Source organism: Bacillus sp. ISL-7, from assembly GCF_018613065.1.
Map to the genome: position 1 here is coordinate 49,377 of NZ_JAGGQW010000054.1, position 24,600 is coordinate 73,976.

General features: G+C 37.4%; 19 protein-coding genes, 17 tRNA genes and 2 rRNA genes. 7 read left to right on the forward strand and 31 right to left on the reverse strand.

All coding sequences use genetic code 11. The features are described 5' to 3' along the window. Positions 1–249: 249 nt before the first annotated feature. Entirely contained in the window at positions 250–1,776 is a 1,527-nt protein-coding gene (locus J7E66_RS22270) for a diguanylate cyclase domain-containing protein (protein ID WP_215003909.1), read from the forward strand. A gap of 348 nt (positions 1,777–2,124) precedes the next feature. Beyond that, a complete protein-coding gene (locus tag J7E66_RS22275) occupies positions 2,125–3,171 on the forward strand; it encodes an ATP-binding protein (RefSeq protein WP_308162564.1) in 1,047 nt (348 codons plus the stop codon). 43 nt (positions 3,172–3,214) lie between these two features. Here the strand turns inward: J7E66_RS22275 and J7E66_RS22280 are convergent, their stop codons facing one another. From J7E66_RS22280 to nagA, 5 genes are all read right to left on the reverse strand, one after another. Further along, entirely contained in the window at positions 3,215–3,922 is a 708-nt protein-coding gene (locus J7E66_RS22280; protein ID WP_215003942.1) for a CAP domain-containing protein, read from the reverse strand. A 457-nt stretch (positions 3,923–4,379) separates the two neighbouring features. Further along, positions 4,380–5,117, reverse strand: a complete 738-nt coding sequence (locus tag J7E66_RS22285) for an SIS domain-containing protein (RefSeq protein WP_215003912.1) — start codon at positions 5,115–5,117, stop codon at positions 4,380–4,382. A 21-nt stretch (positions 5,118–5,138) separates the two neighbouring features. After that, entirely contained in the window at positions 5,139–5,861 is a 723-nt protein-coding gene (locus tag J7E66_RS22290) for a GntR family transcriptional regulator (RefSeq protein ID WP_215003914.1), read from the reverse strand. A gap of 24 nt (positions 5,862–5,885) precedes the next feature. Then, positions 5,886–6,641 carry a glucosamine-6-phosphate deaminase gene (gene nagB / locus J7E66_RS22295; RefSeq protein ID WP_215003916.1) on the reverse strand — a complete coding sequence of 252 codons (756 nt, stop codon included), beginning with the start codon at positions 6,639–6,641 and terminating at the stop codon, positions 5,886–5,888. Further along, positions 6,638–7,837, reverse strand: a complete 1,200-nt coding sequence (gene nagA / locus J7E66_RS22300; RefSeq protein WP_215003918.1) for an N-acetylglucosamine-6-phosphate deacetylase — start codon at positions 7,835–7,837, stop codon at positions 6,638–6,640. The genes nagB and nagA overlap by 4 nt, the downstream gene beginning before the upstream one ends. A 247-nt stretch (positions 7,838–8,084) precedes the next feature. Between nagA and nagE the strand changes: the two genes are divergently transcribed. Next, on the forward strand, positions 8,085–9,974 hold the full coding sequence (nagE, locus tag J7E66_RS22305; protein WP_215003920.1) for an N-acetylglucosamine-specific PTS transporter subunit IIBC: 1,890 nt from the start codon (positions 8,085–8,087) through the stop codon (positions 9,972–9,974). 120 nt (positions 9,975–10,094) lie between these two features. Here the strand turns inward: nagE and J7E66_RS33100 are convergent, their stop codons facing one another. Beyond that, complete coding sequence (locus tag J7E66_RS33100) at positions 10,095–10,238, reverse strand: DUF3885 domain-containing protein (RefSeq protein WP_483861500.1); 144 nt, start codon at positions 10,236–10,238, stop codon at positions 10,095–10,097. Positions 10,239–10,330: 92 nt separating this feature from the next. Here J7E66_RS33100 and J7E66_RS22310 point away from each other — a divergent pair, with 92 nt between their 5' ends. The 3 genes from J7E66_RS22310 (at position 10,331) to J7E66_RS22320 (ending at position 13,977) form a co-directional block, all read left to right on the forward strand. Further along, positions 10,331–11,611, forward strand: coding sequence for an ATP-binding protein (locus J7E66_RS22310; RefSeq protein WP_215003922.1), 1,281 nt, complete (start codon positions 10,331–10,333; stop codon positions 11,609–11,611). A 2-nt stretch (positions 11,612–11,613) separates the two neighbouring features. After that, positions 11,614–12,507, forward strand: a complete 894-nt coding sequence (locus J7E66_RS22315; protein ID WP_215003944.1) for a response regulator — start codon at positions 11,614–11,616, stop codon at positions 12,505–12,507. 198 nt (positions 12,508–12,705) lie between these two features. After that, positions 12,706–13,977 (forward strand): cation:dicarboxylate symporter family transporter, encoded by a 1,272-nt coding sequence (locus J7E66_RS22320; protein ID WP_215003924.1) that lies wholly within the window; start codon positions 12,706–12,708, stop codon positions 13,975–13,977. 195 nt (positions 13,978–14,172) lie between these two features. Here J7E66_RS22320 and yhbH read toward each other — a convergent pair whose 3' ends face one another. From yhbH to queG, 6 genes are all read right to left on the reverse strand, one after another. Beyond that, complete coding sequence (gene yhbH / locus J7E66_RS22325) at positions 14,173–15,339, reverse strand: sporulation protein YhbH (RefSeq protein ID WP_215003926.1); 1,167 nt, start codon at positions 15,337–15,339, stop codon at positions 14,173–14,175. A 274-nt stretch (positions 15,340–15,613) separates the two neighbouring features. Continuing rightward, positions 15,614–17,509 carry a PrkA family serine protein kinase gene (locus J7E66_RS22330; protein ID WP_088085888.1) on the reverse strand — a complete coding sequence of 632 codons (1,896 nt, stop codon included), beginning with the start codon at positions 17,507–17,509 and terminating at the stop codon, positions 15,614–15,616. A 325-nt stretch (positions 17,510–17,834) separates the two neighbouring features. Next, positions 17,835–18,584 (reverse strand): oxygen-insensitive NADPH nitroreductase, encoded by a 750-nt coding sequence (nfsA, locus tag J7E66_RS22335; RefSeq protein WP_215003928.1) that lies wholly within the window; start codon positions 18,582–18,584, stop codon positions 17,835–17,837. Positions 18,585–18,636: 52 nt separating this feature from the next. After that, entirely contained in the window at positions 18,637–19,110 is a 474-nt protein-coding gene (gene trmL, locus J7E66_RS22340) for a tRNA (uridine(34)/cytosine(34)/5-carboxymethylaminomethyluridine(34)-2'-O)-methyltransferase TrmL (RefSeq protein ID WP_215003930.1), read from the reverse strand. A gap of 73 nt (positions 19,111–19,183) precedes the next feature. Next, positions 19,184–20,056, reverse strand: a complete 873-nt coding sequence (locus tag J7E66_RS22345; protein WP_215003932.1) for an amidase domain-containing protein — start codon at positions 20,054–20,056, stop codon at positions 19,184–19,186. Positions 20,057–20,141: 85 nt separating this feature from the next. Further along, the gene (gene queG / locus J7E66_RS22350; RefSeq protein ID WP_215003934.1) at positions 20,142–21,272 is read right to left on the reverse strand and encodes a tRNA epoxyqueuosine(34) reductase QueG; all 1,131 of its coding nucleotides are present in this window, start codon (positions 21,270–21,272) and stop codon (positions 20,142–20,144) included. A gap of 112 nt (positions 21,273–21,384) precedes the next feature. Between queG and J7E66_RS22355 the strand changes: the two genes are divergently transcribed. Then, on the forward strand, positions 21,385–22,056 hold the full coding sequence (locus J7E66_RS22355) for a B3/B4 domain-containing protein (protein WP_215003936.1): 672 nt from the start codon (positions 21,385–21,387) through the stop codon (positions 22,054–22,056). 79 nt (positions 22,057–22,135) lie between these two features. Here the strand turns inward: J7E66_RS22355 and J7E66_RS22360 are convergent. The 19 genes from J7E66_RS22360 to J7E66_RS22450 form a co-directional block, all read right to left on the reverse strand. Continuing rightward, positions 22,136–22,209: transfer RNA gene (locus tag J7E66_RS22360), tRNA-Gly, on the reverse strand. A 502-nt stretch (positions 22,210–22,711) separates the two neighbouring features. Further along, a tRNA-Leu gene (locus tag J7E66_RS22365) sits at positions 22,712–22,793 on the reverse strand. Positions 22,794–22,820: 27 nt separating this feature from the next. Then, positions 22,821–22,906, reverse strand: a tRNA-Leu gene (locus tag J7E66_RS22370). 44 nt (positions 22,907–22,950) lie between these two features. After that, a tRNA-Cys gene (locus J7E66_RS22375) sits at positions 22,951–23,024 on the reverse strand. Positions 23,025–23,032: 8 nt separating this feature from the next. Next, a tRNA-Gly gene (locus J7E66_RS22380) sits at positions 23,033–23,107 on the reverse strand. Between the two features lie 4 nt (positions 23,108–23,111). Further along, positions 23,112–23,186 (reverse strand) — tRNA-Gln (locus J7E66_RS22385). A gap of 31 nt (positions 23,187–23,217) precedes the next feature. After that, positions 23,218–23,293 (reverse strand) — tRNA-His (locus tag J7E66_RS22390). 11 nt (positions 23,294–23,304) lie between these two features. Beyond that, positions 23,305–23,378, reverse strand: a tRNA-Trp gene (locus J7E66_RS22395). A gap of 5 nt (positions 23,379–23,383) precedes the next feature. Beyond that, positions 23,384–23,468, reverse strand: a tRNA-Tyr gene (locus tag J7E66_RS22400). Between the two features lie 26 nt (positions 23,469–23,494). Then, positions 23,495–23,570, reverse strand: a tRNA-Thr gene (locus J7E66_RS22405). Positions 23,571–23,586: 16 nt separating this feature from the next. Next, positions 23,587–23,662, reverse strand: a tRNA-Phe gene (locus tag J7E66_RS22410). Between the two features lie 22 nt (positions 23,663–23,684). Further along, positions 23,685–23,761 (reverse strand) — tRNA-Asp (locus J7E66_RS22415). A gap of 2 nt (positions 23,762–23,763) precedes the next feature. Continuing rightward, positions 23,764–23,837: transfer RNA gene (locus J7E66_RS22420), tRNA-Met, on the reverse strand. A 28-nt stretch (positions 23,838–23,865) separates the two neighbouring features. Beyond that, a tRNA-Val gene (locus J7E66_RS22425) sits at positions 23,866–23,941 on the reverse strand. A 41-nt stretch (positions 23,942–23,982) separates the two neighbouring features. Further along, a tRNA-Glu gene (locus tag J7E66_RS22430) sits at positions 23,983–24,057 on the reverse strand. Positions 24,058–24,076: 19 nt separating this feature from the next. Beyond that, positions 24,077–24,168: transfer RNA gene (locus J7E66_RS22435), tRNA-Ser, on the reverse strand. 4 nt (positions 24,169–24,172) lie between these two features. After that, a tRNA-Asn gene (locus tag J7E66_RS22440) sits at positions 24,173–24,247 on the reverse strand. A 14-nt stretch (positions 24,248–24,261) separates the two neighbouring features. After that, positions 24,262–24,378 (reverse strand): 5S ribosomal RNA (gene rrf / locus J7E66_RS22445). 127 nt (positions 24,379–24,505) lie between these two features. Continuing rightward, positions 24,506–24,600: ribosomal RNA gene (locus J7E66_RS22450) — 23S ribosomal RNA — on the reverse strand; the annotation flags it as partial.

Sequence of the window (24,600 nt, forward strand, 5' to 3'; positions counted from 1 at the left end):
TCCAAATATTAAGGTCCCTTCTCTTACGTGATTAAGTGCTTAAGATAGTTTGTAGTCAGAAGTAGTATATTGATGTAATTAAAAAAAAATTGACACTAACTGTTCAAGAACGTCACAAGGGAGCCTTTTTTAATCTTACTTTGTTATAAATATCTAATTCATAGTATAATTGGAAAGATGCAAATAATTTATGAAATAATATTGCACAATAGCTCTAAGAACTTTATTCACTATTCCAGGAGAGTATGCATGTTAAAAGATTTTGTTTCAAATGCCTCACTATTAATTGCTTCCTTTTCTATTATGGGAGTGTTATTTAAAGATAAGCCAATTAATCCTTCCTCTCCGCTATCCTTAAAATTATATTGGGGATTTTGTTTTGGAGTTCTAGGGAATATTTTAATGTCGTTTAGCATTCAAATTAACGTAAACACGATTGCTGATCTACGCCATTTGGCAATAGTGATCGCAGCAACTTTCGGTGGGTATATCCCAGCATTATTGGCTGCTGTTCTTATTGCAGCAGGAAGAATCCTTCTTTTTGGTATGAATGAATCTTCCTTATTGGGAGCAATCGGGGCTGTATTAACAGGCATCCTCTGTGGTGGAATCGCAACATTAAACTATTCCAGAACTTTAAAGGCTTTCATAATGAATCTGATTGGTTTATTAATTGTTTCAATCATTTTCATTATCAGAATTGACAACTTCCAAATGCTCAAAAGTGTTTTAACCATACATTATTTAATTTCTCTCATTGGTGGTTTTTTTGCTTATCATTTTTTTGTTTTCGTGGTGAAGTCATACGAAGTACAAAATCAATTAAAGCATAATGTCATGAAATTGAAGGAAACAGAAGAACGTTTTCGCCTCATAGCTGAATATTCAAGTGACATGATTACAATGCACAACGAAAAAGCCGAATATATTTATATTTCACCCGCTGTAAAAGAAATTATTCATTTTGAGTATCCTGAACTTCTCGGAAAAAAAATGGAGGTTTTTATTCATCCAGATGATGTTGTACAAACAAAAGACATGTTTAAAAAAGCACTTCATGAGGGTGGGGCTGAATCAACTTACAGGTACCGTACGAATAAAGGAGATTATGTTTGGATTGAATCTACTTTAAAAAGCGTTCATTTCGAAGAAGATGGAAGTAAGAAAGTCATTATTGTATCAAGAAATATTACTGATCGAAAACTTACCGAACAAAAACTACAAGAGGCAAATCAATTACTCAATCAACTATCCTACTTAGATGGACTAACAGGGATCGCCAACAGAAGATATTTTGACGAAACACTTAATAAAGCATGGGCTAATTCTTCTATAAGTCATACACCAATCACATTAATTATGTTTGATATTGATTACTTTAAAAAATACAATGATACATACGGCCATCTAACTGGAGACTTTTGCTTACAATCAATTGCACAAGCTATTAACAATCAAATGACTGTTAACTCTCATTATACTTTTTGCCGTTATGGAGGTGAGGAATTTGCTCTCATCTCTCCCTCTACAACCATGGAGGAAGGGATGAAAATTGCTTATCAAATTCAGAAGACAATTAAGTTACTTAAAATTCCTCATATTAGTTCTGACATTGCTGATATTGTTACGTTAAGTATTGGATTTGCCACAATGGTTCCAACAACTTTAGAAAAACCGCAAGCATTAATTCAAATGGCTGATTCGGCATTATATTTATCTAAGACAAAAGGTAGAAATACAATTTCATCTTCTCCTTTAAGCATGGAAGGCTTGTAAATAATACAAGCCTTCCTTTTTTTATCAATTCAAAACATATTTTTCTAAATATTATGCAAATTTTGTTGTATAATGCGGAAAATACATGTAAAATTTTCCTATCAGCCCTTTTTGGATGGTGAGACAATGGAAATTACGAAACATCTTTTCTTAAACCTCTCAATATATATCGTTTTATTGTTTTTTTGTTTAATTTTTTTCGATTATAAAAAATTCACCCTATCCAAACCCTCACTTACAATTTTTTTTATTGCCATGTTATGGTTATGTATTCAATTTTCATACAATCCGATTTCATATGTTCGATATGATTTAAGGATTATTCCTTTGGTTTTGGGGGCCCTTTATTTGGGAATTGGCCCGATTCTTATAGGAGTAATTATTATTATTCGGGGTTTCTATGGTTTTGATTTAGGCTTTTTTCAAACCATTATGCTTTATGCACCTCTCTCGATAATATTCTGGAGATTATATCCTTGGTTTTTAAAGCAAATTCCAGTACGCCGTATTTTCATTACAGTATGTTTGGGAATAATCCTCGGCGTTATTACAGTTATCGGGATGAGTTTCGCCAATACTCATTCCTATTGGCTGGATGCGTGGACTGCGTTCTTATTCATTCCCTCTCTCGGGATTGGGATCATTTCATATGGGATTGAATTTGTCAGAAGAAATAATGAAATGCAGCAGCAGCTGATTAAAGCTGAAAAGTTAAAAGCAGTTGAACAAATGGGAGCTGCCATTTCCCATGAGATTCGAAATCCACTAACTGCAGCTAGCGGGTTTGTTCAGCTCCTGCAAGATGATTATCTTTCAAGGCATAAACGGAAAGAATATTTATCGATTGTAAAAGAGGAATTAATTTCGGCTGAACGGGTTATACAAGATTATTTAACCTTTGCAAAACCATCGATTGAGTCATTTGAGGAAATAAATGTAAAAAGTGAATTACGGCAAATAATTAATATTCTTCAGCCCTTAGCCCATCAAAATTCAGTCGAGATTAACACAGACTTTTCAGTGATTGGGTTTATAAAAGGGGATGGGCAAAAGTTCCGTCAATGCTTTGTGAATGTCCTCAAAAATGCGATTGAAGCAATGCCTAATGGAGGTTATTTAACTGTCACAACGGAGTATAGTAAAAACAATGTAACCATTAGTGTGAAGGACACTGGTGTAGGAATGAACATAGAACAACTAGAGCGATTAGGAGAACCATTTTATTCTACAAAAGGAAAAAATGGAACAGGCTTAGGTATGATGGTGGTTTACAGCATAGCACGTGCAATGGATGGCACGGTTTGGGCTGAAAGTGAAGTGGGAATGGGAACCACTTTTCATTTTAAATTTCCAACGATTTCGTCGATAATGAAAAAAGAAAATATTATCATTTAAAAAACAAACCGACAGAAGATTAACTTTTGTCGGTTTGTTCGCTTTATTTACCAATAAACATTTGGGTCCAATGTTTGCCTGTCGCTTCAAATCCTACCCCAATATGAGTAAAATTTGAACTTAAGATATTTCTACGATGCCCTTCACTGTTCATCCAAGCAGTTACTACTTCTTGTGGCGTTCGTTGTCCTTGTGCGATATTTTCACCTGCAGATTTATAAGTCACGCCAAAATCTCTCATCATGTCAAATGGTGATCCATAGGTAGGGCTTGTATGTGAAAAATAATTTTTTTGCTGCATATCCAACGATTTTTTCTGTGCAACACTGTTTAACTGTGTGTCCGCCTTTAGAGCAGGAAGTCCGTTTTTACTGCGTTGGGCATTTGTTAGGTCAATTACTTGTTGTACGTATTGACTAACTGTCCCAGTAGCCGGTGCATTATTTTGTGTAGTAGATGGCTGTTTTGGTGCAGGTTGGGCTTGTGGTGGAGCTGGCCGTTGTTGCTTCGGTGCTGGCTGTTGTTGGATAGGTGCTGGTGCTGGTTGTTGTTGAATTGGTGCCGGTTGTTGTTGGACTGGTGCTTGTCCATTCGGTCTTTGCTGCTGAATATAAGGTTGGATCTGTTGGAGTGCCAAATTACCTAGTCTAGGATCGAGACGAATAAACTGGTACTTTGCATCTTGGATTAATACCGCCCTTGTATGAGGGTATTGATTACTGTTCAAATTTGTTTGATATGCAGAAATCATATCATCATTGTTGTTGTAATTTTTCTTATTTTTTCGTTTATTGTTATAAAAATTTACATCAGAATCAGATTCGCTGTTATTATTGTTCGTATAATCCTCAGTTAAAGGACCATTGTGGTCGATCCCATCATCTCTCCCATTACGTACATCCATATAAGGGGTATTGTTTCTGTTATTCGTGTTCATTCCTATACGATTTGACCCTTGATCATTTATCTCTTTATTATCATTGTTATTACAAGCAGCAAGGCCCATTGTTAAGACCGCTGTTAACAGTAACCCAACTGGTTTTTTTATCAATCGAAATACCTCCTTTTGAAATTCATGTTGCCTTTATAGTGTTAATGTTTTTCAAAGAAAGTATTGATGGAAAATAAACGTATTTAATAATCGGGTATAATAACAATTTTCCACAAAAAAAAACCAACTATTGAAACTGTCGGCTTGTTTTTAAGGGTCAATTTTCCAGAATCGGAATTCGGCCTTTATATTTGTTAATAAGGTCTCGATTATGTTCTTCGGCACCATCTGCATTGCCACTTTTAAAGATTGGCGGTTCAAAATTATTTTCAATCATTATGCGGATGGCTTCAACCATTATTCCGTTAACAATTGCTGTCCCTACAACCGTTGAACCTGAACCAAAGTTTACACCAATTGACTCGTGCTCCATTAATGCATCACCCACTTTAATATGATTATCAATGGAAAGGTCAGCCGTATGATACAAATATTTACCATTTTTATGTCTTGACTTCACGGTTTTTGTATAAACATACGATGTGACGCTAATGACAAATGCACCTTTATTTTTAGCAATCTCGGCCACATCAATTGGCACAGGATTCCTGCCAGAGGTTGATGCGACAATAACAACATCTTGAGGTTGAATCTTAACATTTTTCATGAATTGTTCTGCAAAATCATTTTCTTTTTCTAATTGAGAGGAGCGAACCGCCCCTTTATGCAGCATTAAATCTTCTATTAGGATTGGATTAATTGGAACCAGTCCACCAGCTCGGTAAAATAGTTCTTCCCCAAGCATATGGGAATGTCCGCAACCAAAAACATGAACAATCCCATCCTTTTGGATGCACTTGGCCACTTTCTTTGCAGCTTTTTTTAGGTTTTCATTTTCATCTTTTTCGATTAAGCTTAATAATTCTTTAAGCTTAGAAAAATAAAGATTGAACAAGATAAATAATCTCCTTTGTTTTCAGCGTTTCATCTGAATCATAAACTTGTAACGATCCGCACGATATACAGATTTAACAAATTCAACCGGGGTAGTATCTTTAAGAAAAGTATTTCTTTGGATTAACATAACTGGTGACCCTTTGCTAATCTTTAAATAATTTGCCTCACTTTGGCTGGCAACTGATGATTCAATAATCTGAGAAGCGCTATCAATTTTTAAGTCTAACTGTCCTTCAATATGTGCGTATAGGGATTTATTTACAATTTGTTCCGTAAGTCCTTTAACGAGATTTGCTGAAATATAATTTGTTTCTAAGGCCATTGGGACACTATCTGCCATACGAATCCGTTTGATTTCATAAACGGGTCCATATTCTGAAATCAAAAGCTGACCTGCTATTTGTTTTGTCGCGGGTATAATTTCAAAGTGGATTAATTGGCTCCCTGGTTCCAATCCTCTTGCCTTCATATCTTCTGTGAAGCTTGTTAATCCCTGAAGGGGCTGTTCGATTTTTCTTTCTGCAACAAATGTTCCTTTTCCTTGCAAACGATATAAATAGCCCTCATTTACTAACTGTGTAAAGGCCTGTCTAACGGTCATCCGGCTAATTTGATATTTCTCCGCATATTCTCTCTCAGGAGGGAGAGAATCACCAGGTCGCAATTCGCCGTTTTCAATTAACTCTTTGATATATCCTTCAAGTTGATAATAAATTGGAATGGGAGAATTCTTATTAATCATTTTCCTCCAACTGCACCCTTTCCTTTACATTGGCACCTTTGCGCTATAGTGAATCTTTAGATCTGCTATTGCCGCTTTATCTGCAATAATTGTAACACAGGGATGATTTTTCAACACGGATGCAGGAAAACTTTCATTAATTTCGCCGTTCAAAAGTCTAAACAGTGCTTCTTTTTTCTTTTCACCTGAAACGAGAAGAAGAATTTCTTTGCTTTTCATAATGGTTGCAATCCCCATCGTAATCGCATTTGTAGGAACCTCATCAATTCGGTTAAAAAATCTTGCATTTGCTTGAATGGTTGAAGGTGCTAACTTTACAATATGCGTTTTGGAACCAAAGGAAGTTCCTGGTTCATTGAATCCAATATGCCCATTACTGCCAATTCCGAGAATTTGTAAATCAACGCCGCCATGCTTTGCAATTAAATCTTCATAACGATTGCATTCTTCTTGAAAATCAGCAGCAATACCGCTTGGAATATTTGTTTTAGCTTTATTCATATCAATATAATTAAAAAGTTGGTTATTCATAAAATACCGGTAGCTGTTCTTATTATCACCTGATAGTCCCGTGTACTCATCCAAATTAAATGTGGTTACTTTCTGATAAGACGTCCCATTCATTTTGTGATCCTCGATTAGACTTTTATAGGTTCCGATTGGTGTCCCACCTGTTGCTAATCCAAGTTTAATACTTGGATTCTGAACTACCTTTTCAATGATAAATTCAGCCGCTCTGTTACTCATTTGTTGATAATCTTTTACTTCGATAATTCTCATTTTGAGTTTTCCTCCCTATTAAATGCAATTGCCCCATGGCAAAGTGTCATATAAACTTCCAGTTGCTCATCTAGAATGACAATGTCTGCATCTTTTCCAACAGCAATACTGCCTTTCCGATCATACATATTCAACTGCTTTGCTGGATTTACTGAAGCCATTTCAATGGCGTCTTCAAGTGGACAGCTAGTGTAAGCAATAATATTTTTTACTGCATGCCCCAATTTTAAAATACTTCCTGCCAGGGTTCCGTCCTCAAGGACTGCTTTTCCATTTCTTACCGTTACCTCTTGACCACCAAGATCATATTTACCATTTTTCAAACATTTCGCCCGCATGGAATCGGTTATTAAGATTAACCCTTCACTTTGCTTTTGTTTGAAAGCAAGTTTTACCATTTCCGGACGAACATGCACCCCATCCACGATAATTTCAGCTTTTAATTCATCTCGTAAAAAAGCTGCACCCACGACACCAGGTTCACGATGATGCAGTCCCCTCATTTGATTAAAAAGATGGGTTACGTGGTTTGCACCAGCATCAATGGCTTGATCAACCTCATCAAAGGTTGCATCGGTGTGACCAATTGATGCAATGATCCCATTTGACTTTAAATATCGAATCATTTCTAATCCACCTGGACGCTCTGGCGCAAGTGTAACAAGTTTAATATTTCCGTTTGTAAGATTTTGCCACTTTTGAAACAAAGCAAGGTCTGGATCAATAATATGCTGTATCGGCTGTGCCCCTGCTCTTTTTGCGTTTACAAACGGCCCTTCAAGATGGAGGCCAAGTATTTCGGCCTTTCCATTTGGTTTCTGCTTTTCAATGTATTGCGCTGCATTTATTAAAGCATTTTCAATTTGTTTACCTTCTTGGGTCATTGTTGTGGCTAAAAAACTCGTAGTTCCTTCTTTCGGTAAAGCTGTAACCATTGTGTCTAGTGCTTCCTTAGTGGCGTCCATCGTATCAGCACCATTGACCCCATGAATATGAACATCGATTAAACCGGGAATTGCTTTATAGTGCCCAGGAAGTTCAATAACTTCAAATTCATTCTCATTTTCAAGTTCTTCCATTGATCCGATTTCCACTATTTTTCCGTTATTAATTTTAATAAATCCATTTTCAATTAATATATCTTCTGCATAAACTTGGATTCGCTTAAGCAAAATATGATTAATTTTTTGAATCATTGAAATTACTTCCTTTCGGGTATTTCTATACTATATATTAGCATCACCCTTTTCTAGTTGTCTATACCAATTTAATTGAATCGAATTACTCAAATTTTCCACCTTTCGGTCATCAATTATCGTAAAGGAATTTAAATATCTATTATTGGATTAAAAATTGGTATAGACATCTATAAATATTTAGTGATATATTTACTGATGGAAAAGCGCTTTCACTAGAATGACTTTTAAAAAGGAGAGGACTATTATGTTAGGATTTTTACAACGGATTGGTAAAGCATTAATGCTTCCGATAGCAGTATTGCCTGCTGCAGGGCTATTGCTTCGGTTTGGACAACCCGATTTATTAGATATTCCATTTATAGCAAATGCAGGAAACGCAATTTTTGCAAACTTAGCATTAATCTTTGCGATAGGAGTAGCCATTGGTTTTTCAAAGGATAACAACGGTGCCGCTGCATTATCCGGTGCAATAGGTTACTTGGTTTTAACTGAAGGAACAAAAGCAATTGATAAAGATATTAATATGGGAGTTCTTGGAGGAATATTAGCCGGGATTATTGCGGGATTATTATACAATCGCTTCCATGATATAAAGTTGCCTGAGTGGTTAGGCTTCTTTAGTGGCCGAAGGTTTATTCCAATTATTACTTCCATTGCAATGGTTCTTTTAGCTGGAATTGCCGGATTTGCTTGGCCGCCGATTCAGGATGGCATTAATGGGCTCGGCAACTGGATTATAGGCTTAGGAGCAATAGGGTCAGGTATTTTCGGTTTTTTAAACCGTCTGCTCATTCCTTTAGGCTTGCACCATGTATTAAACAGTTTATTCTGGTTCCAATTTGGAGAGTATGCTGGTAAAACCGGAGATATTGCTCGTTTCTTTGCTGGAGATCCATCTGCGGGCGGTTATATGACTGGATTCTTCCCAGTTATGATGTTTGGACTTCCTGGTGCAGCGTTTGCTATTGTGGCTGCCGCAAAACCGGAGAAAAGAAAAGCTACATTAGGAATGTTTATTGGTCTAGCATTGACTTCATTCCTCACAGGGATTACAGAACCAGTTGAGTTTTCATTTATGTTTATTGCTCCATTATTATATGGTGTTCATGCTGTTTTAACAGGATTATCCTTTGTGATCACATCGATGCTTGGTATTCGTGATGGTTTCACTTTTTCTGCAGGTGCTATTGATTATGCATTAAACTTTAACATCGCTGAAAAGCCATTATTGTTATTAGTAGTAGGTCTTGTCTACGCCGTTATTTATTTCGTTATTTTCTACGGATTAATTAAAGCATTTAATCTTAAAACACCTGGCCGTGAGGATGATGACGAAAACTTCGATAATGCGACTCCCGCTGCCACTGTTGGTAACAATAAATATGAAACGATGGCTTATCATTTTATTAATGATATTGGTGGAAGAGAAAACATTACAACAATTGATAATTGCACAACACGCCTTCGCTTAAATATTAAGGATATGGAGAAGGTAAGCGAATCTGCCCTCAAAGCGCATGGTGCTAAAGGAATTATGAAGTTAAATAAAACCAATCTGCAAATCGTGGTTGGTACAGAAGTAGAATTTGTTGCTGATGCTATGAAGAAAATTGATATGGACAATGTAAATCTTGATATAATTCCCAACGAAGACACATCAGTGAAAGAGAATCGGAAACTACCTCTTTCGGAAAAAGAATTTATTATGCCTATTGAAGGAGAAATTATTCCACTTCATGAGGTTCCAGACCAGGTCTTTTCACAAAAAATGATGGGTGATGGTTTTGCAATCGTTCCATCTAAAGGTTCAGTAGTTTCACCTGTTGACGGTGAAATCATTAATATATTTCCAACAAAACATGCCCTTGGACTCAAATCAAAACAAGGATATGAAATTCTCATCCATGTTGGGATGGATACTGTGAATTTAAAAGGAGAAGGTTTTACAGTTCTTGTAAAAGAAGGCGAGCAGATTACAAAAGGGCAAGAAATTCTAAAATTTGATTTAGATTTTATCAAGAAGTACGCTCCATCTACTGTTACTCCTATTATCTTTACGAACCTAACAAAATTAAATGTAAAGAAACAAGGACACACGCCTCAAGGTCAAAGTGGAATTCTATCGATTGAATAAAAAAGAACGACAGGTGTCAGGCACCTGTCGTTTCTTTTATGCGAATAGTTTCGCTTCTTCGGCTTGGAAAAAGCTCTTCATCGCATGAAATACATGAAGTCCATGTTTATACGATTGAATTTATTTAATCAATCTTTTAAATGGCAGTATGTTTACTTTTCTTAAAGAAATTTTATTATCTGGTGCAAGCACATCGCCATCCGCATCATATAGATGAAAAATGACATCTTTTGATACATTCACAAAAAACAGGTTATAGTATATTGATTTGCCTCAGGAAATGGTAAAATAAATTATCTTGATAAGTAAAGGCACCTGTTTAGTTAGGTGCCTTCATTACTTCAAAGGAGACATAAATGTTTTCTTCATTTTCATTTTTTGAGATATTTTTTAACAAATCTAGATGGATTTCCTTAATTCTTACTGGTCTGTTAACCGCGTTTGCTAGCGAAATCAAAGTAATTCCTTTCAATGGGGAGGCTTTTCGTTTCGGATTAGGAAGTATTACTTTTTTTCTAATAATTCTTATTCAGCCACCAGCTTCATTAGCTCTAACTGGGTTCTTCACTGGCATGATTGTCGTTTGTTTTCGCATTCTTGGAGATTTGATGATCGATCCCGTTCCTTTCTTGGCAAACATAAAGAATCATCTGCCTGCATTTCTGTTTTATTTCTTGTTTGGTTTAGGGCTCAGCTTGATTAAAATAGAGAAATACAAAACTTTTCCCCTTATACTTGGTTTTTTGGCTGCAGGAATAGAGTTTATCGCAAACGGCGCAGAGCACCTGATGCGCTACCTGTTATTAAATCATGTGAACTCAAGCTTTAGCGAATGGGCATTATTAAGCGGGGTTGCCTTATTCCGGAGCTACTTTGTTGTAGGACTATATAGTTCCATAACTGTTTCGGAACAAAAAAAACGGATGCAAGAAATGCTCGAAGTTGGATCGGAATTATATTCGGAAACTCTCTACCTTCAGAAATCAATGAATCATATTGAACAAATCACGGCATCTTGCCATGATTTATATCGAAAATTAAAGAAGAGCAATCAGGGCGAGCTAAGCGTGCAAGCATTGCTCATTGCTCAAGAAATACATGAAGTGAAAAAGGATTCACAGCGGATACTTTCAGGTCTGTCCAAGATAACGATTCAAAAAAGTAATGATGATCTTTTTCTTTCTGATGTGCTAGGATTTGTGGTTACAGCAAATGAAAAATATAGTGAAATGTTAGAAAAAAAAATATCGTTTAATCTGACAATTTCTACCGATTTTTATACCCATCAAAAAATTCAATTACTGGCATTATTGAATAATCTGACCGCTAACGCTGTTGAGGCCATTTCGGAAAAAGGAAAAATCGATATAGATATCTTCGAGGAACTAGAGTTTATTTATTTCACTATAAACGATTCTGGAAATGGAATTCCCGAAGAGGACCTATCAATCATCTTTGAACCTGGTTATACAACAAAATTCAATAATCATGGGGTTGGTGCAACAGGGATTGGTCTATCTCATGTACATGAAATTGTTCATACTCTTCAAGGCCAAATTGAAGTAGAATCACAAGATGAAGGTACTACTTTTCGAATCAAAATTCCTACCGATAACATAAGAAAGAAAGGTGAATAAAACTGAGATATTTTATAGTTGACGACGATACAGCAAGTCGTAGAATGCTAAAGAAAATCATTTCAGAGGGCAAGCTAGGAGATGTAGTCGGTGAAGCAGAATCTGGCGCCCATTCGCTTCCGCTCATCCTTTCAATCCGTCCAGATGTTGTCTTAATCGACTTTTTAATGCCTAATCTCGACGGAATTGAAACAATTGAACAATTGAGGATTCAAGGATTTCAAGGACAATTCATCATGATTTCTCAAATCGAAAATAAAGAAATTGTCGGTGAAGCTTATGAAAAGGGTGTTGAGTTCTTTATTCATAAACCAATCAACCGATTAGAAGTACAAAGCATTCTAAAAAAAACAGTAGGACAATATCGCCTTAGACAATCGTTAATGACTATTCGGGAATCCCTGGCATACATGGAATCAGACAAGTTTACGCAAAAACAACTAAGTGTGAAAGAAATCGTATATTCCATATTAAATGATATGGGGATTATCGGAGAATCAGGAAGTGGGGATATGGTTTTGATGATGGAATTTTTAATAAATCGCAATGATTCCTCTGCACTATTGCCCCCTCTCAAGGATTTATACGAAGCTATTTCCAGTTCGAATAAAGCAGACATCCTGGATATTAAAAAAGAAACGAAATCGATTGAACAGCGTCTCCGCAGAGCCATTATAGCCGCACTTAACAACTTGGCTTCATTAGGAACATTGGATTATACCAACCCCAATTTTGAATATTATGCACCCCGTTATTTCGATTTTCAAGAAATAAGGGTACGAATGAAAGAATTGAATCAAAATAGCAATGAAGCAACGAAAGTAAAAATTAATATTAAAAAATTCCTCCAAGTTTTGTTCCTTGATACAGCAGAAAAATACTCTCAAACTTCATAAAAGAAACGATTTATTTCCCCAGATCTTTAGCTAAGTTCTGGGATTTTTTCTGTCAATTCAAAATAACGTAAATATTTTATAATCAGTTATGTCGGATTTTGTAGGATTTAATAATCTCCTTATATAATTAACTTACATTCTAAAATTTACAGAAAAAATAGTAAGCGTTTGCACTTTATATTTTAAGGAGGATATTGGATGAAAAAATTTAAGTTTAGCTTAGGTTATCAAATACTTGTTGGATTGATTTTAGGGATTATTGTCGGAGCCATTTTTTACGGAAATCCTGCAGTTGCAACCTATTTACAGCCCATTGGTGACATCTTTATTCGAATGATAAAAATGATTGTGGTTCCCATTGTTATTTCAACACTAATCCTTGGTGTTGCCGGAACCGGGGATATGAAAAAGTTAGGTAAACTCGGTGGGAAAACCATTCTTTACTTTGAAATTGTTACATCAATCGCTATCATAATAGGTTTGCTTGCAGCGAATATTTTTAAGCCAGGTGTAGGTGTGGATATGGCCAAACTGGCTAAAGGCGATATACAAACATATGTAGACTCAACAAGTGAAGTAACAAGTCATAGTTTTATGGATACATTTGTTAATATTGTTCCGAAAAATATCTTCGAATCTATAGCAAATGGGGACATGCTTCCTATCATTTTCTTTTCCGTTATGTTTGGGTTAGGAATTGCAGCAATCGGTGAAAAAGGAAAACCAGTTCTTGCATTCTTCCAAGGTACGGCCGATGCCATGTTTTGGGTAACAAATCGGATTATGAAATTTGCACCATTTGGCGTTTTTGCCCTTATAGGTGTAACGGTTTCAAAATTTGGAGTAGCGTCCTTAATTCCCCTTGGAAAATTAGTCATTTGTGTTTATGCCGCAATGTTCTTTTTTATTGTTGTTGTGTTAGGTGCTATAGCAAAGATATGTGGGACCAGCATTCTTCATATTACAAAGATATTAAAGGACGAAATAATTTTAGCTTTTTCAACGGCCAGTTCAGAAAGCGTCTTGCCAAAAGTGATGGAAAAAATGGAGAAATACGGGTGTCCGAAAGATGTTGTTTCCTTTGTTATTCCAACAGGTTATTCATTTAACTTAGATGGTTCTACCCTCTATCAAGCGCTAGCAGCAATTTTCATTGCTCAAATGTACGGAATCGATTTAAGTATTTCTCAACAAATTTCTTTAATGTTAGTATTAATGGTTACATCCAAAGGAATTGCAGGTGTACCGGGTGTTTCTTTTGTGGTTCTATTAGCAACTTTAGGAACTGTAGGCATTCCACTAGAAGGCCTCGCATTTATAGCGGGTATCGATAGACTTCTAGATATGGCTCGTACCGTTGTTAATGTATTCGGTAACTCATTGGCAGCAATCGTTATGTCTAAGTGGGAAGGACGATTTGATTCAAAGAAAGGTAAAGAATACATCACTTCCATTGATAAAGCTGCATAAGATAGTAAACACAAAAAGGCGATGACACTCAGTCATCGCCTTTCATTTGTATTAATAATCCAAATTGGATTCCACTTAAGAAATCGGGTATCTTCTGCTATCCCCCTGTCATCTTTACCAATTCCACAAAGCTTAATGTAAAGTAACTTGTAGCAATAGCAAAAAACGACTGGTGCCTGACACCAGTCGTTTTTGTTAAGCGAATAATTTCGATTCTTCGGCTTGGAAAAAGCTCTTCATCGCATGAAATACATCTGCTTTTTGCTTAAGAATATAGTAGCGGAATTGATCATCTTTAATGTTCTTATAGGCTGACATTAAGGTTGAATGGCGATTGTATTGATTTACCTCTCCATACCCGAACATGTTTGACACCTTCATTAATTCCTCAACTAGCTTCACGCAGCGGGCGTTATCCGATGTGAGATTATCACCGTCTGAGAAGTGGAATGGATAGATGTTGAACTTACGTGGATTGTACTTGGCATCAATGATTTCTAAGGCTTTGCGGTATGCAGATGAACAAATTGTCCCACCGCTTTCACCCTTAGAGAAAAAGTCCTCCTCAGTAACAACTTTAGCCTCAGTATGGTGCGCAATAAACTCAATTTCCACTGTTTCATATTTCGTTCTTAAAAAGCGTGTCATCCAGAAGAAAAAGCTGCGTGCCATATATTTCTCCCATATCCCCATACTTCCACTTGTATCCATCATTGCGATGACCACCGCTTTGGAATCCGGTTTAACTACTTCATTCCAAGTCTTAAATTTCAAATCATCCTTATAAATAGGGTGAAAAGCAGGCTTCCCGCTCATTGCATTCCTTTTAAATGCAGACATCATCGTTCGTTTCTTATCGATATTCCCCATTAAACCTGTTTTTCGTATATCGTTGAATTCAATATTTTCAACGAGATGCTCTTCTTGTTCTTTTCTCTTTAAATTTGGAAGCTCTAATTGTTTAAATAGGGCTTCCTCAAGCTCCATTAATGATACTTCTGCCTCAAAATAATCTTCGCCTGCTTGGTCTCCTGCTCCTTGGCCTTTACCTGGTCCCTTTTGGCCGCTAGAACCGTCACGTGCAACGACATCACCTACTTGACTGTCACCATCACCTTGGCCCACGTGTTTGTTTTTGTCATAATTATAACGAATTTTATATTCGTCCAATGAACGAATCGGAATTTTTACTACATCTCGACCATTAGACATAATTATGCTCTCTTCTGTAATTAAGTCTGGAAGATTGTTGCGAATTGCCTCCTGGACTTTTTCCTGATGCCTCTGCTGATCATCGTGGCCTTTACGATGGAGGGACCAATCTTCTCTTGAAATGACATATTGATGGTTGTTAACTGACAATGTAAACCCCTCCTTATTAATTTATTAGTTTCCAAAATGCACAAATTTTTATCAAATTCATAATATAACTCGAATGAAAAATTAAGATAAATATGGATTACTTTATCCTATGCAGAAAAATAGAATAATTTACAAATTATTTTGACAATTGTGCTTTTGCCTACTAAATTGGACAAATTATCCATGTGGATGCACCGGGATTTCTCCTTATCATCATAAGGAAAAAAATAGACTGACAGATTACCTTCTGCCAGTCCTAGCTATTTTAATCCACTTATCTATTTAATAGACTACCAACATAACGCAGCAATTCATTAGCTGATGTTGTATTATAGCCATGCTCATCAACCAACCTGGCCACCACGTTATTAATCTTTTTCAATTGCTGTTCATCAGGTGTTTTCGATGAAGTGGTGATTTTTACTACATCCTTTAAATCTGCAAACAATTTCTTTTGAATGGCTTCACGCAGGCGGTCATGAGAGTTATAGTCAAAACGTTTGCCTTTTCTTGCAAAAGCAGAAATTCTTATTAGTACTTCTTCCCTGAAAGCCTTTTTCGCATTTTCAGAGATGCCGATTTGTTCTTCAATGGAACGCATGAGCTTTTCATCTGGATTGATTTCTTCTCCAGTAAGTGGATCGCGAAGCTTCGATTTGTTGCAATAAGCTTCAACATTGTCAAGGTAATTATCCATTAACGTTTTAGCTGACTCTTCGTATGAATAAACAAATGCTTTTTGGACTTCCTTCTTGGCAATATTATCATACTCTTTACGGGCTAATGAGATATAATTCATATAACGTTCACGTAACTCTGTAGTGATGGACGGGTGTTGATCCAGCCCATCTTTTAATGATCTTAATACATCAAGTGCATTAATTGAAGGTATTTCTTTACGAATGATCGTGGATGAAATCCGGTTAATCACGTAACGAGGATCAATACCACTCATACCTTCATCTGGATATTCCTTCTTAAGTTCATCCACATCCGCCGTATTAAAGCCCTCCACACTTTCTCCATCATAAAGGCGCATTTTCTTAAGTAAATCAATATCGCCTTTTTTCGGTTCCTTTAAGCGAGTAAGGATGGTAAACATCGCTGCTACCTTTAATGTATGTGGTGCAATGTGAACATCAGAAACATCACTCTCATTAATCATCTTTTCATAAATTCTCTCTTCTTGTGACACCTTCAAGTTATAAGGAATAGGCATAACAATTATCCTTGAGTGGAGTGCTTCATTTTTCTTATTGGAGATAAAGGAGCGATACTCCGTTTCGTTCGTGTGCGCTACGATTAGCTCATCAGCACTAATTAAGGCAAACCGGCCTGCTTTGAAATTCCCCTCTTGAGTTAGAGACAACAAGTGCCAAAGGAATTTCTCATCACACTTTAACATCTCCTGGAATTCCATCATTCCACGGTTCGCCTTATTAAGCTCACCATCGAAGCGATAGGCACGTGGATCTGATTCGGAACCAAATTCCGCAATGGTTGAAAAATCAATACTTCCTGTTAAATCGGCAATATCCTGTGATTTTGGATCGGATGGGCTAAATGTTCCGATTCCAGTTCGCTTATCTTCGGAGAAGAAGATTCTTTCTACTAAAACATCTTCGATTCGTCCACCATACTCCTGTTCTAGACGCATCATATTCAATGGAGAAAGATTACCTTCGATGCGAATTCCATACTCATCATGGAAATCCTTGCGTAAATGATGTGGAATTAAATGAAGTGGATCTTCATGCATTGGGCATCCTTTAATGGCAAACACAGAGCCTCTATCCGTGAGAGAGTAAGCTTCAAGTCCCCTTTTTAGCATGGTAACAAGAGTTGACTTCCCTCCACTTACAGGACCCATTAATAACAAAATACGCTTCCTTACATCCAGCCTTTTTGCTGCCGGATGGAAGTATTCTTCAACAAGCCGTTCCAGCGATTCCTCTAAACCAAATAATTGATTGCTAAAGAATTCGTACTTTTTCGTCCCTTTTTCTTCAGTAATTCCTGCATCTTTAAGCATATTATAAACTCGTGAATGTGCCGACTGTGCAACCCATGGCTTCTCTTTCAACAACTGTAAATAATCTGCGAATGACCCTTCCCACCGTAGCTTTTCTTCTTCTTCGCGATACATCTCGATTTTTTTTAGAATATCCATAAGGCCCTCCCCCTGTAGGTTAATCATGAGACGATTAATATACTCTATGCTGATAAGCTTTTGAACATGCGTACCATTCCAAGTAGCGTCTATCTTTTTTGTATTAATAAAAAGAATCTCCCTCTTTTCATTTTTATAAGATAGGCTATAATAAAACTATATGTGTGATAAAAATGAAAAATGTATGACGAAGGAGGATTACATAAATATGAACACTTTCATCGTTTGTTTAGTAATGGTCACGTTTTTAGCGGCAATCTTCACATCGGGTTATAATGACAAACCAGGTTCTTCAAAATAAAAAAACTGCCAATCGGCAGTTTTTTTATTTAAGATTAAGTTTATTTGTTTGAACAAACTCCTTCATATACATTCTACTCTTCCTATCAAGCATAGTAGCTATTTGGTCAGTCCAGCGGTCCTTTCTTTTCCCATTGGTCCGCTCTTCATAATAGGAAGAAATTAATTCATCATATTTTTGCAGTTGACTAAGATAAACATCAGAGTTTTGTTGATATTCATCTTCATGGTAAACATGCTCATACGGGAGCCTAGGTTTTTTGTCTGTCAATTTGGTTGGAACTCCAACAGCTAGTCCGAACAAAGGAATAACCCGCTCAGGTGTCTTTAAAAGCTTTTTAACTTCTTCTAGGTTATTACGAATTCCACCTATGTAACATATTCCTAACCCAAGCGATTCCGCTGCAATCGCTGCATTTTGTGCAGCTAAAGAAGCATCTATTAGAGCAACCATGAACTTTTCAGTACTTTCGATAGATGGAGTAACATCTTTTTGTTCCTTCTCCCCAATAATGGTGTGACGATAAAGATCGGCGCAAAAAACAAAAAAGTGACCATTTTTTTCAACATATTCTTGGTTACCAGCAATCTCAGCTAATTTTTTCTTTTTCTCTTTGTCCTTAACACCAATAATAGAGTAGGCTTGAATAAAACTTGATGTTGCCGCTGCTTGGGCACTAGTAACAATCGTTTTGATTTGTTCATCTGCTAATGGCTTGTCCTCAAAATGACGAATGGAGCGATGATTAAGAATTGTTTTGATAACTTCATTCATGACAAACTTCCTTTCATTTCATCAAAAGGAGGCCCGACAGGACCTCCTTTTATTATTTTAAATGTGCATAGTTTTGCTGACGAAGTGCTTCATAAATAAGAATGGCAGCTGTATTGGATAAATTTAAGGAACGAATATTTTCATTCATAGGGATCCGCAAACTGAAGTCTTTGTTATTTTCAATAACATCTTTCGGAAGTCCTGTCGTTTCCCGTCCAAAGATAAAATAGTAATCTTTGCTTGAATTACTATAATCAAAGCTGCTAAAAGGCTTTTGACCAAATTTTGTGATATAAAAAAAATCACCGCCAGCATTCTTTTCATAAAAGTCATCAAGTGAATCATAGTAGACAATATTAACGTGTTGCCAATAATCCAAACCTGCTCTTTTTAACATTTTGTCATCGGTCGAAAAACCTAATGGACGGATTAAATGTAAATTGGTATCTGTTCCGGCGCATGTTCTTGCTATATTTCCTGTATTAGAAGGAATCTGTGGCTGATATAATACTACATTTATTGACACGTTTCTCACCTCGATAAAAAACTCTACATGCCATTATACCACTATGATTTATCCTTTCAATAATGATGCATTTTTAACCCAGAATCGTATAAAACTTATATTTTATTTTAGGTGTGTAGGCAGATGAATCTTCATATGCCCAATACCTCATTCGGCTATTATAGGTATGGGCGTTCACTAACGGCATTCCATGGGCATCCTTACCCGTAACAATTGTATTATGATTAAATCTTCCATCCCCTTCAAAATCGTAACAAATAACATCACCTAATAATAATTGATCAGGACTACTGACTTCCCGTGCCCGTAAACCACTTTTAGAATGTGCAAAATAAAGCTTAAATGAGTGTGCCACCGCCCAACTGTAGCTCCAATTCTTATTTTGGAGCCACCACCCTGTGCTCCGATTTGGATAGCCTCTCATCGGCGCTTCGCCCGTATGGAGGCATTGTGAAATAAAGTTGGTGCAATCATTCTCAAATTTTTTGTAGGCTGGATTGTAGCTATTCCACCAGCGTTCCGCATATTGTACAGCTTTTAAGCGGTTGTATTGAAAGCTTAATCGTTCATCACTATCCTCAAAGCTCTGTGTAATTGGTACTTGATAAGGCTCTTGATGGTCATAAGGGTTGATTTCCTCATCCATCACTAAAGCCTCTTTATAAAACTTAGCTAATCTTTCTTCGACTTCTTCCTCCAAGTAAAGAATACCTTTTTGTTTAATTAAATATTGATAATGAGCATGATATTTTACTGTTTGAAATTCATCCTCTTCATTTCTTTCTATGATTCTGCCGGCTGCTTTTACTTTGACAATTTCTGCAGACCTTTTTGACAATGCACTTTGTTTTATTTCAGCCTTTGGAAAAAATACTTTATGTGTTCTTTTATCGGAGACAAATTGATTTACTCTTTTATCAAATAAATCTTGTATCAAATGAAGCATATTTCTCACCCCTTTCTCTCATACATATGAGAGAAGACAGGATTTCAATCAAAAAAAATGAGCAAACCCTTGAGTTCACTCATTTTTACCTATAATAACTTAAACCTTTTTCTATTTCATTTTGTACTTCCAGATCGGTTTCAAGCTCTTGAGCTTTTTTTAAGGCAGCAAAAGCAGTTTCACCGCCAATTTTCCCAAGGGCCCAGGCAGCTGTTCCTCTTGATACTGGGCTTCCCTCATTTTCTAATACATCCACTAATTCGGGAATCGATGTTATATCCTTAAAATGGGCAAGCGCGATAATCGCATTCCGTTGAATCGGCTTTTTCCCTCGCCATGAACCAGCAACGTAACCAAATTTAGCTTTAAACTCCCGATTACTTAATTTTAAGATGGGCTTTAGTAACGGTTTGGCAATATCAGAATCTGCTTCAAGTTCCTCATGGAAATGAAAATTCTTCCCTTTGTTAACCGGACATGCTGTTTGGCAAGAATCACAGCCATAGACGCGGTTACCAATTTTGTCTCTAAACTCATCTGGGATAAATGTTTTTGTTTGTGTTAAATAAGAAATACAGCGCTGTGCATTAATTTGTCCACCTTGTATAAGTGCCCCTGTTGGACAAGCATCCAAACACTTTGTGCATGACCCGCATTGATTTTCAATTGGTGTATCTGGTTCAAAAGGGATACTGGTAATCATTTCCCCAAGATAAACATATGATCCGAACTCCGGTGTAATAATGGAACAATTTTTTCCGCTCCAACCAATTCCAGCACGCTCGGCCACAGCGCGGTCTGAGAGTTCTCCAGTGTCAACCATCGATTTTAACCTAGCTTCTGGCATTTTTGCAGAGATATACTCCTCAAGTTTGTGCAGCCGGTCCTTGAGAACATGATGATAGTCGAGACCCCAAGAGGCCCTGCTGAAAATCCCTCTTCTCTCACCCTTTTTACTCTCAACACGGTTATTCATTTTGGAAGGGTAAGCAATGGCAATGGAAATGATCGAACGAGGTTCCTCTAGTAATAATGAAGGGGTCACTCTTTTCTCTATATCTGGTTCTTCAAATCCTGATTGGTATTTGAGTTCCTGTTGCCTTATTAATCGGTTTTTCAATTCAGTGAACGTGTCTGCGGTTGTGAAACCAATTTTATCGATTCCAATTTCTTTACTATAGGCGATGAGTTCTTCCTTTAAGTTTAGGACATCCATTTGATCCCCTCCTTCCCTAGAAGTCATTTATTTTAATAATTGGCTTGTTATATTATTAGATGCGCATCTATTTATGATAAACTATTTTCAATGAATTTTGGAGGTGGAATGGTTGGAAATTCAACTCTCACAGGAATTATTTGAGCAAATACCTAACTTTAAGCTGGGGATAATTGAATATAAAGATATTATGGTCGGGGAATCGCAGCAAATGATAAAAGGAAGACTCCAGCTTTTCCAAGAATCTATTTATTTTGATTTAGAAAATAAAAATGTTACTGAACTCTCCGGCATTCAGGAATGGCGTACTATTTTTAAAAAAATCGGTAAAGACCCGAACAGGTATCGACCCTCAGTAGAGGCGTTATACAGGAGAGTACAAAAACAAAATTACCTTACTTCCGTTCAGAGTGCGATAGATATAAATAATTTTTTCTCTTTACAATATCAAGTACCAATCGGAATATATGACCTGAATCTCATAAAGGGACGGGTGAGCATTCGGTTGGGAACGGTGGGTGAGGAATATACCGGATTGAATGGGCGAATAAATTCTTTAAATCGACTAATTGTATCTTGTGATGAACTGGGGCCATTTGGAAGCCCATTCGTCGATTCTGAGAGAACACCAGTAACTTTTGCTACTAAAAATGCCCTGCAAATTATTTATTTGAGGCCTTCAACCGACGTTGAAAACGCGATGAAACTAACAGAATCTTTAATGAATATGTTTACAAAATTACATGGAGGAGATGCTTCCTTCCAAATCCTTAGGTGTCCATAGGGCATCTTTTTCTTTGTATAGAAAAAAACGCAATGCATCGTTCTCTTATGTAACGATACACTGCGTTAGTTAATATGTATGGAGCGGGTGATGGGAATCGAACCCACTACATCAGCTTGGAAGGCTGAGGTTTTACCAGTAAACTACACCCGCATTAATAAGTGACAAATTTTTGGTTCATCAACTGACCTTTTCTATATTACACACTATTTTTAGTATCGTCAAGGGAAAAACGCAAATTTTGTCGAATTTATTTAAGAGTGGTGCATTATTTTGGGAAAGAAACAAGAATTTTAGTTTGACAGTCTTCATAAAAGATTATGGAGATTATGGATTATACCATTAGTCTGTTTTCGTCAATAATGATGTAATTATAAATAAGATGCTCATAAAAATTGATATTTTGTGTAAAATTACACTCCATTATCTGGATTTTTTGATTGATTTAACGATTTACTATTCAATGGGCGAATTTTTGAGTTTTATGAGCGAATCTTGGGTTTTAATGAGCGAATTTCGAACTTTTATGGGCGATTCTAGTGTTTTTATGGGCGAATTTTATGAGCAACAATCTTTTAGAAAAGAGCAAAATAAAATTTAGTCAAAAAAAGTTGCTCATATTTTTATGAGCAACTTTCTTTTTAAAACAAATTGATACCGGTGATCGGGGTCGAACCGATACTCCTCACGGAACACGATTTTGAGTCGTGCGCGTCTGCCAATTCCGCCACACCGGCGCGTATAAAATTGTTTTGATAAAGCAATGCCGAGGACCGGAATCGAACCGGTACGGTAGTCACCTACCGCAGGATTTTAAGTCCTGTGCGTCTGCCAGTTCCGCCACCCCGGCAAAATCTAATTACCTGTTTTAATCCATACCTAGCAAATGTTTTATGGAGGCGGCAACCGGATTCGAACCGGTGGTAAAGGTTTTGCAGACCTCTGCCTTACCACTTGGCTATGCCGCCATATACATTGGAGCGGAAGACGGGATTCGAACCCGCGACCCCCACCTTGGCAAGGTGATGTTCTACCACTGAACTACTTCCGCAAATTGGCTGGGCTAGCTGGATTTGAACCAACGCATGTCGCAGTCAAAGTGCGATGCCTTACCGCTTGGCTATAGCCCAATGTTATTCTAATTATTTAATAATCATATTATGGGGCGACTGATGGGAATCGAACCCACGAATGCCTGAACCACAATCAGGTGCGTTAACCACTTCGCCACAATCGCCACAATATAATTGGCAGGGGTAGTAGGAATTGAACCCACACCAAAGGTTTTGGAGACCTTCGTTCTACCTTTAAACTATACCCCTATAAATGGTGGAGGGGGACGGATTCGAACCGCCGAACCCGGAGGGAGCGGATTTACAGTCCGCCGCGTTTAGCCACTTCGCTACCCCTCCACATATTATATTCACTGTGTAACTTCTGGTGCCGGCGAGAGGACTTGAACCCCCAACCTACTGATTACAAGTCAGTTGCTCTACCAATTGAGCTACCCCGGCAAGTTTTTAATATAAATGGTGGCTCAGGACGGAATCGAACCGCCGACACAAGGATTTTCAGTCCTTTGCTCTACCGACTGAGCTACTGAGCCATAACAGTTTGCCAAATGAAAATGGCGGTCTGGACGGGACTCGAACCCGCGACCTCCTGCGTGACAGGCAGGCATTCTAACCAACTGAACTACCAGACCAATTGCGGGGACAGGATTTGAACCTGCGACCTTCGGGTTATGAGCCCGACGAGCTACCGGACTGCTCCACCCCGCGACAATAATAATAATCTAATTTGAAAATATGGTGGAGGATGACGGGCTCGAACCGCCGACCCTCTGCTTGTAAGGCAGATGCTCTCCCAGCTGAGCTAATCCTCCACATTAATGAATGTTATTTTTCGCTAGTGCGTAAAAAACTTTGGTGACCCCTACGGGACTCGAACCCGTGTTACCTCCGTGAAAGGGAGGTGTCTTAACCGCTTGACCAAGGGGCCATATCTTTTAAAGAAATTATGGCGGAGAGCAAGGGATTTGAACCCTTGAGACAGGGTTACCCGCCTACACGATTTCCAATCGTGCTCCTTCGGCCACTCGGACAGCTCTCCATAATGGCTCCGCAGGTAGGACTCGAACCTACGACCGATCGGTTAACAGCCGATAGCTCTACCACTGAGCTACTGCGGAATAATAGTATTACAGCCTGGCAACGTCCTACTCTCACAGGGACGCATGTCCCAACTACCATCGGCGCTGAGAAGCTTAACTTCCGTGTTCGGTATGGGAACGGGTGTGACCTTCTCGCCATAATTGCCAGACCATTTATTCGACACTATTTTATTATAATGTCTTTTTCATATTTTTCAAGAGGAAAATTATTTTTTTTTCATTCCCTCAAAACTAGATAATACAGAAGAAGTTGTAAAAATGAGTATGCCCAATAAATTGGTTAAGTCCTCGAACGATTAGTATCAGTCAGCTCCACATGTTACCACGCTTCCACCTCTGACCTATCAACCTGATCATCTTTCAGGGTTCTT

Coding starts and splice junctions, on each gene's coding strand:
- J7E66_RS22270 (WP_215003909.1), top strand. CDS start 250: ATGTTAAAAGATTTTGTTTCAAATGCCTCACTATTAATTGCTTCCTTT.
- J7E66_RS22280 (WP_215003942.1), bottom strand. CDS start 3,922: ATGATTTCTGCATATCAAACAAATTTGAACAGTAATCAATACCCTCAT.
- J7E66_RS22290 (WP_215003914.1), bottom strand. CDS start 5,861: ATGATTAATAAGAATTCTCCCATTCCAATTTATTATCAACTTGAAGGA.
- nagB (WP_215003916.1), bottom strand. CDS start 6,641: ATGAGAATTATCGAAGTAAAAGATTATCAACAAATGAGTAACAGAGCG.
- nagA (WP_215003918.1), bottom strand. CDS start 7,837: ATGATTCAAAAAATTAATCATATTTTGCTTAAGCGAATCCAAGTTTAT.
- nagE (WP_215003920.1), top strand. CDS start 8,085: ATGTTAGGATTTTTACAACGGATTGGTAAAGCATTAATGCTTCCGATA.
- J7E66_RS22310 (WP_215003922.1), top strand. CDS start 10,331: ATGTTTTCTTCATTTTCATTTTTTGAGATATTTTTTAACAAATCTAGA.
- J7E66_RS22320 (WP_215003924.1), top strand. CDS start 12,706: ATGAAAAAATTTAAGTTTAGCTTAGGTTATCAAATACTTGTTGGATTG.
- J7E66_RS22330 (WP_088085888.1), bottom strand. CDS start 17,509: ATGGATATTCTAAAAAAAATCGAGATGTATCGCGAAGAAGAAGAAAAG.
- nfsA (WP_215003928.1), bottom strand. CDS start 18,584: ATGAATGAAGTTATCAAAACAATTCTTAATCATCGCTCCATTCGTCAT.
- J7E66_RS22345 (WP_215003932.1), bottom strand. CDS start 20,056: ATGCTTCATTTGATACAAGATTTATTTGATAAAAGAGTAAATCAATTT.
- queG (WP_215003934.1), bottom strand. CDS start 21,272: ATGGATGTCCTAAACTTAAAGGAAGAACTCATCGCCTATAGTAAAGAA.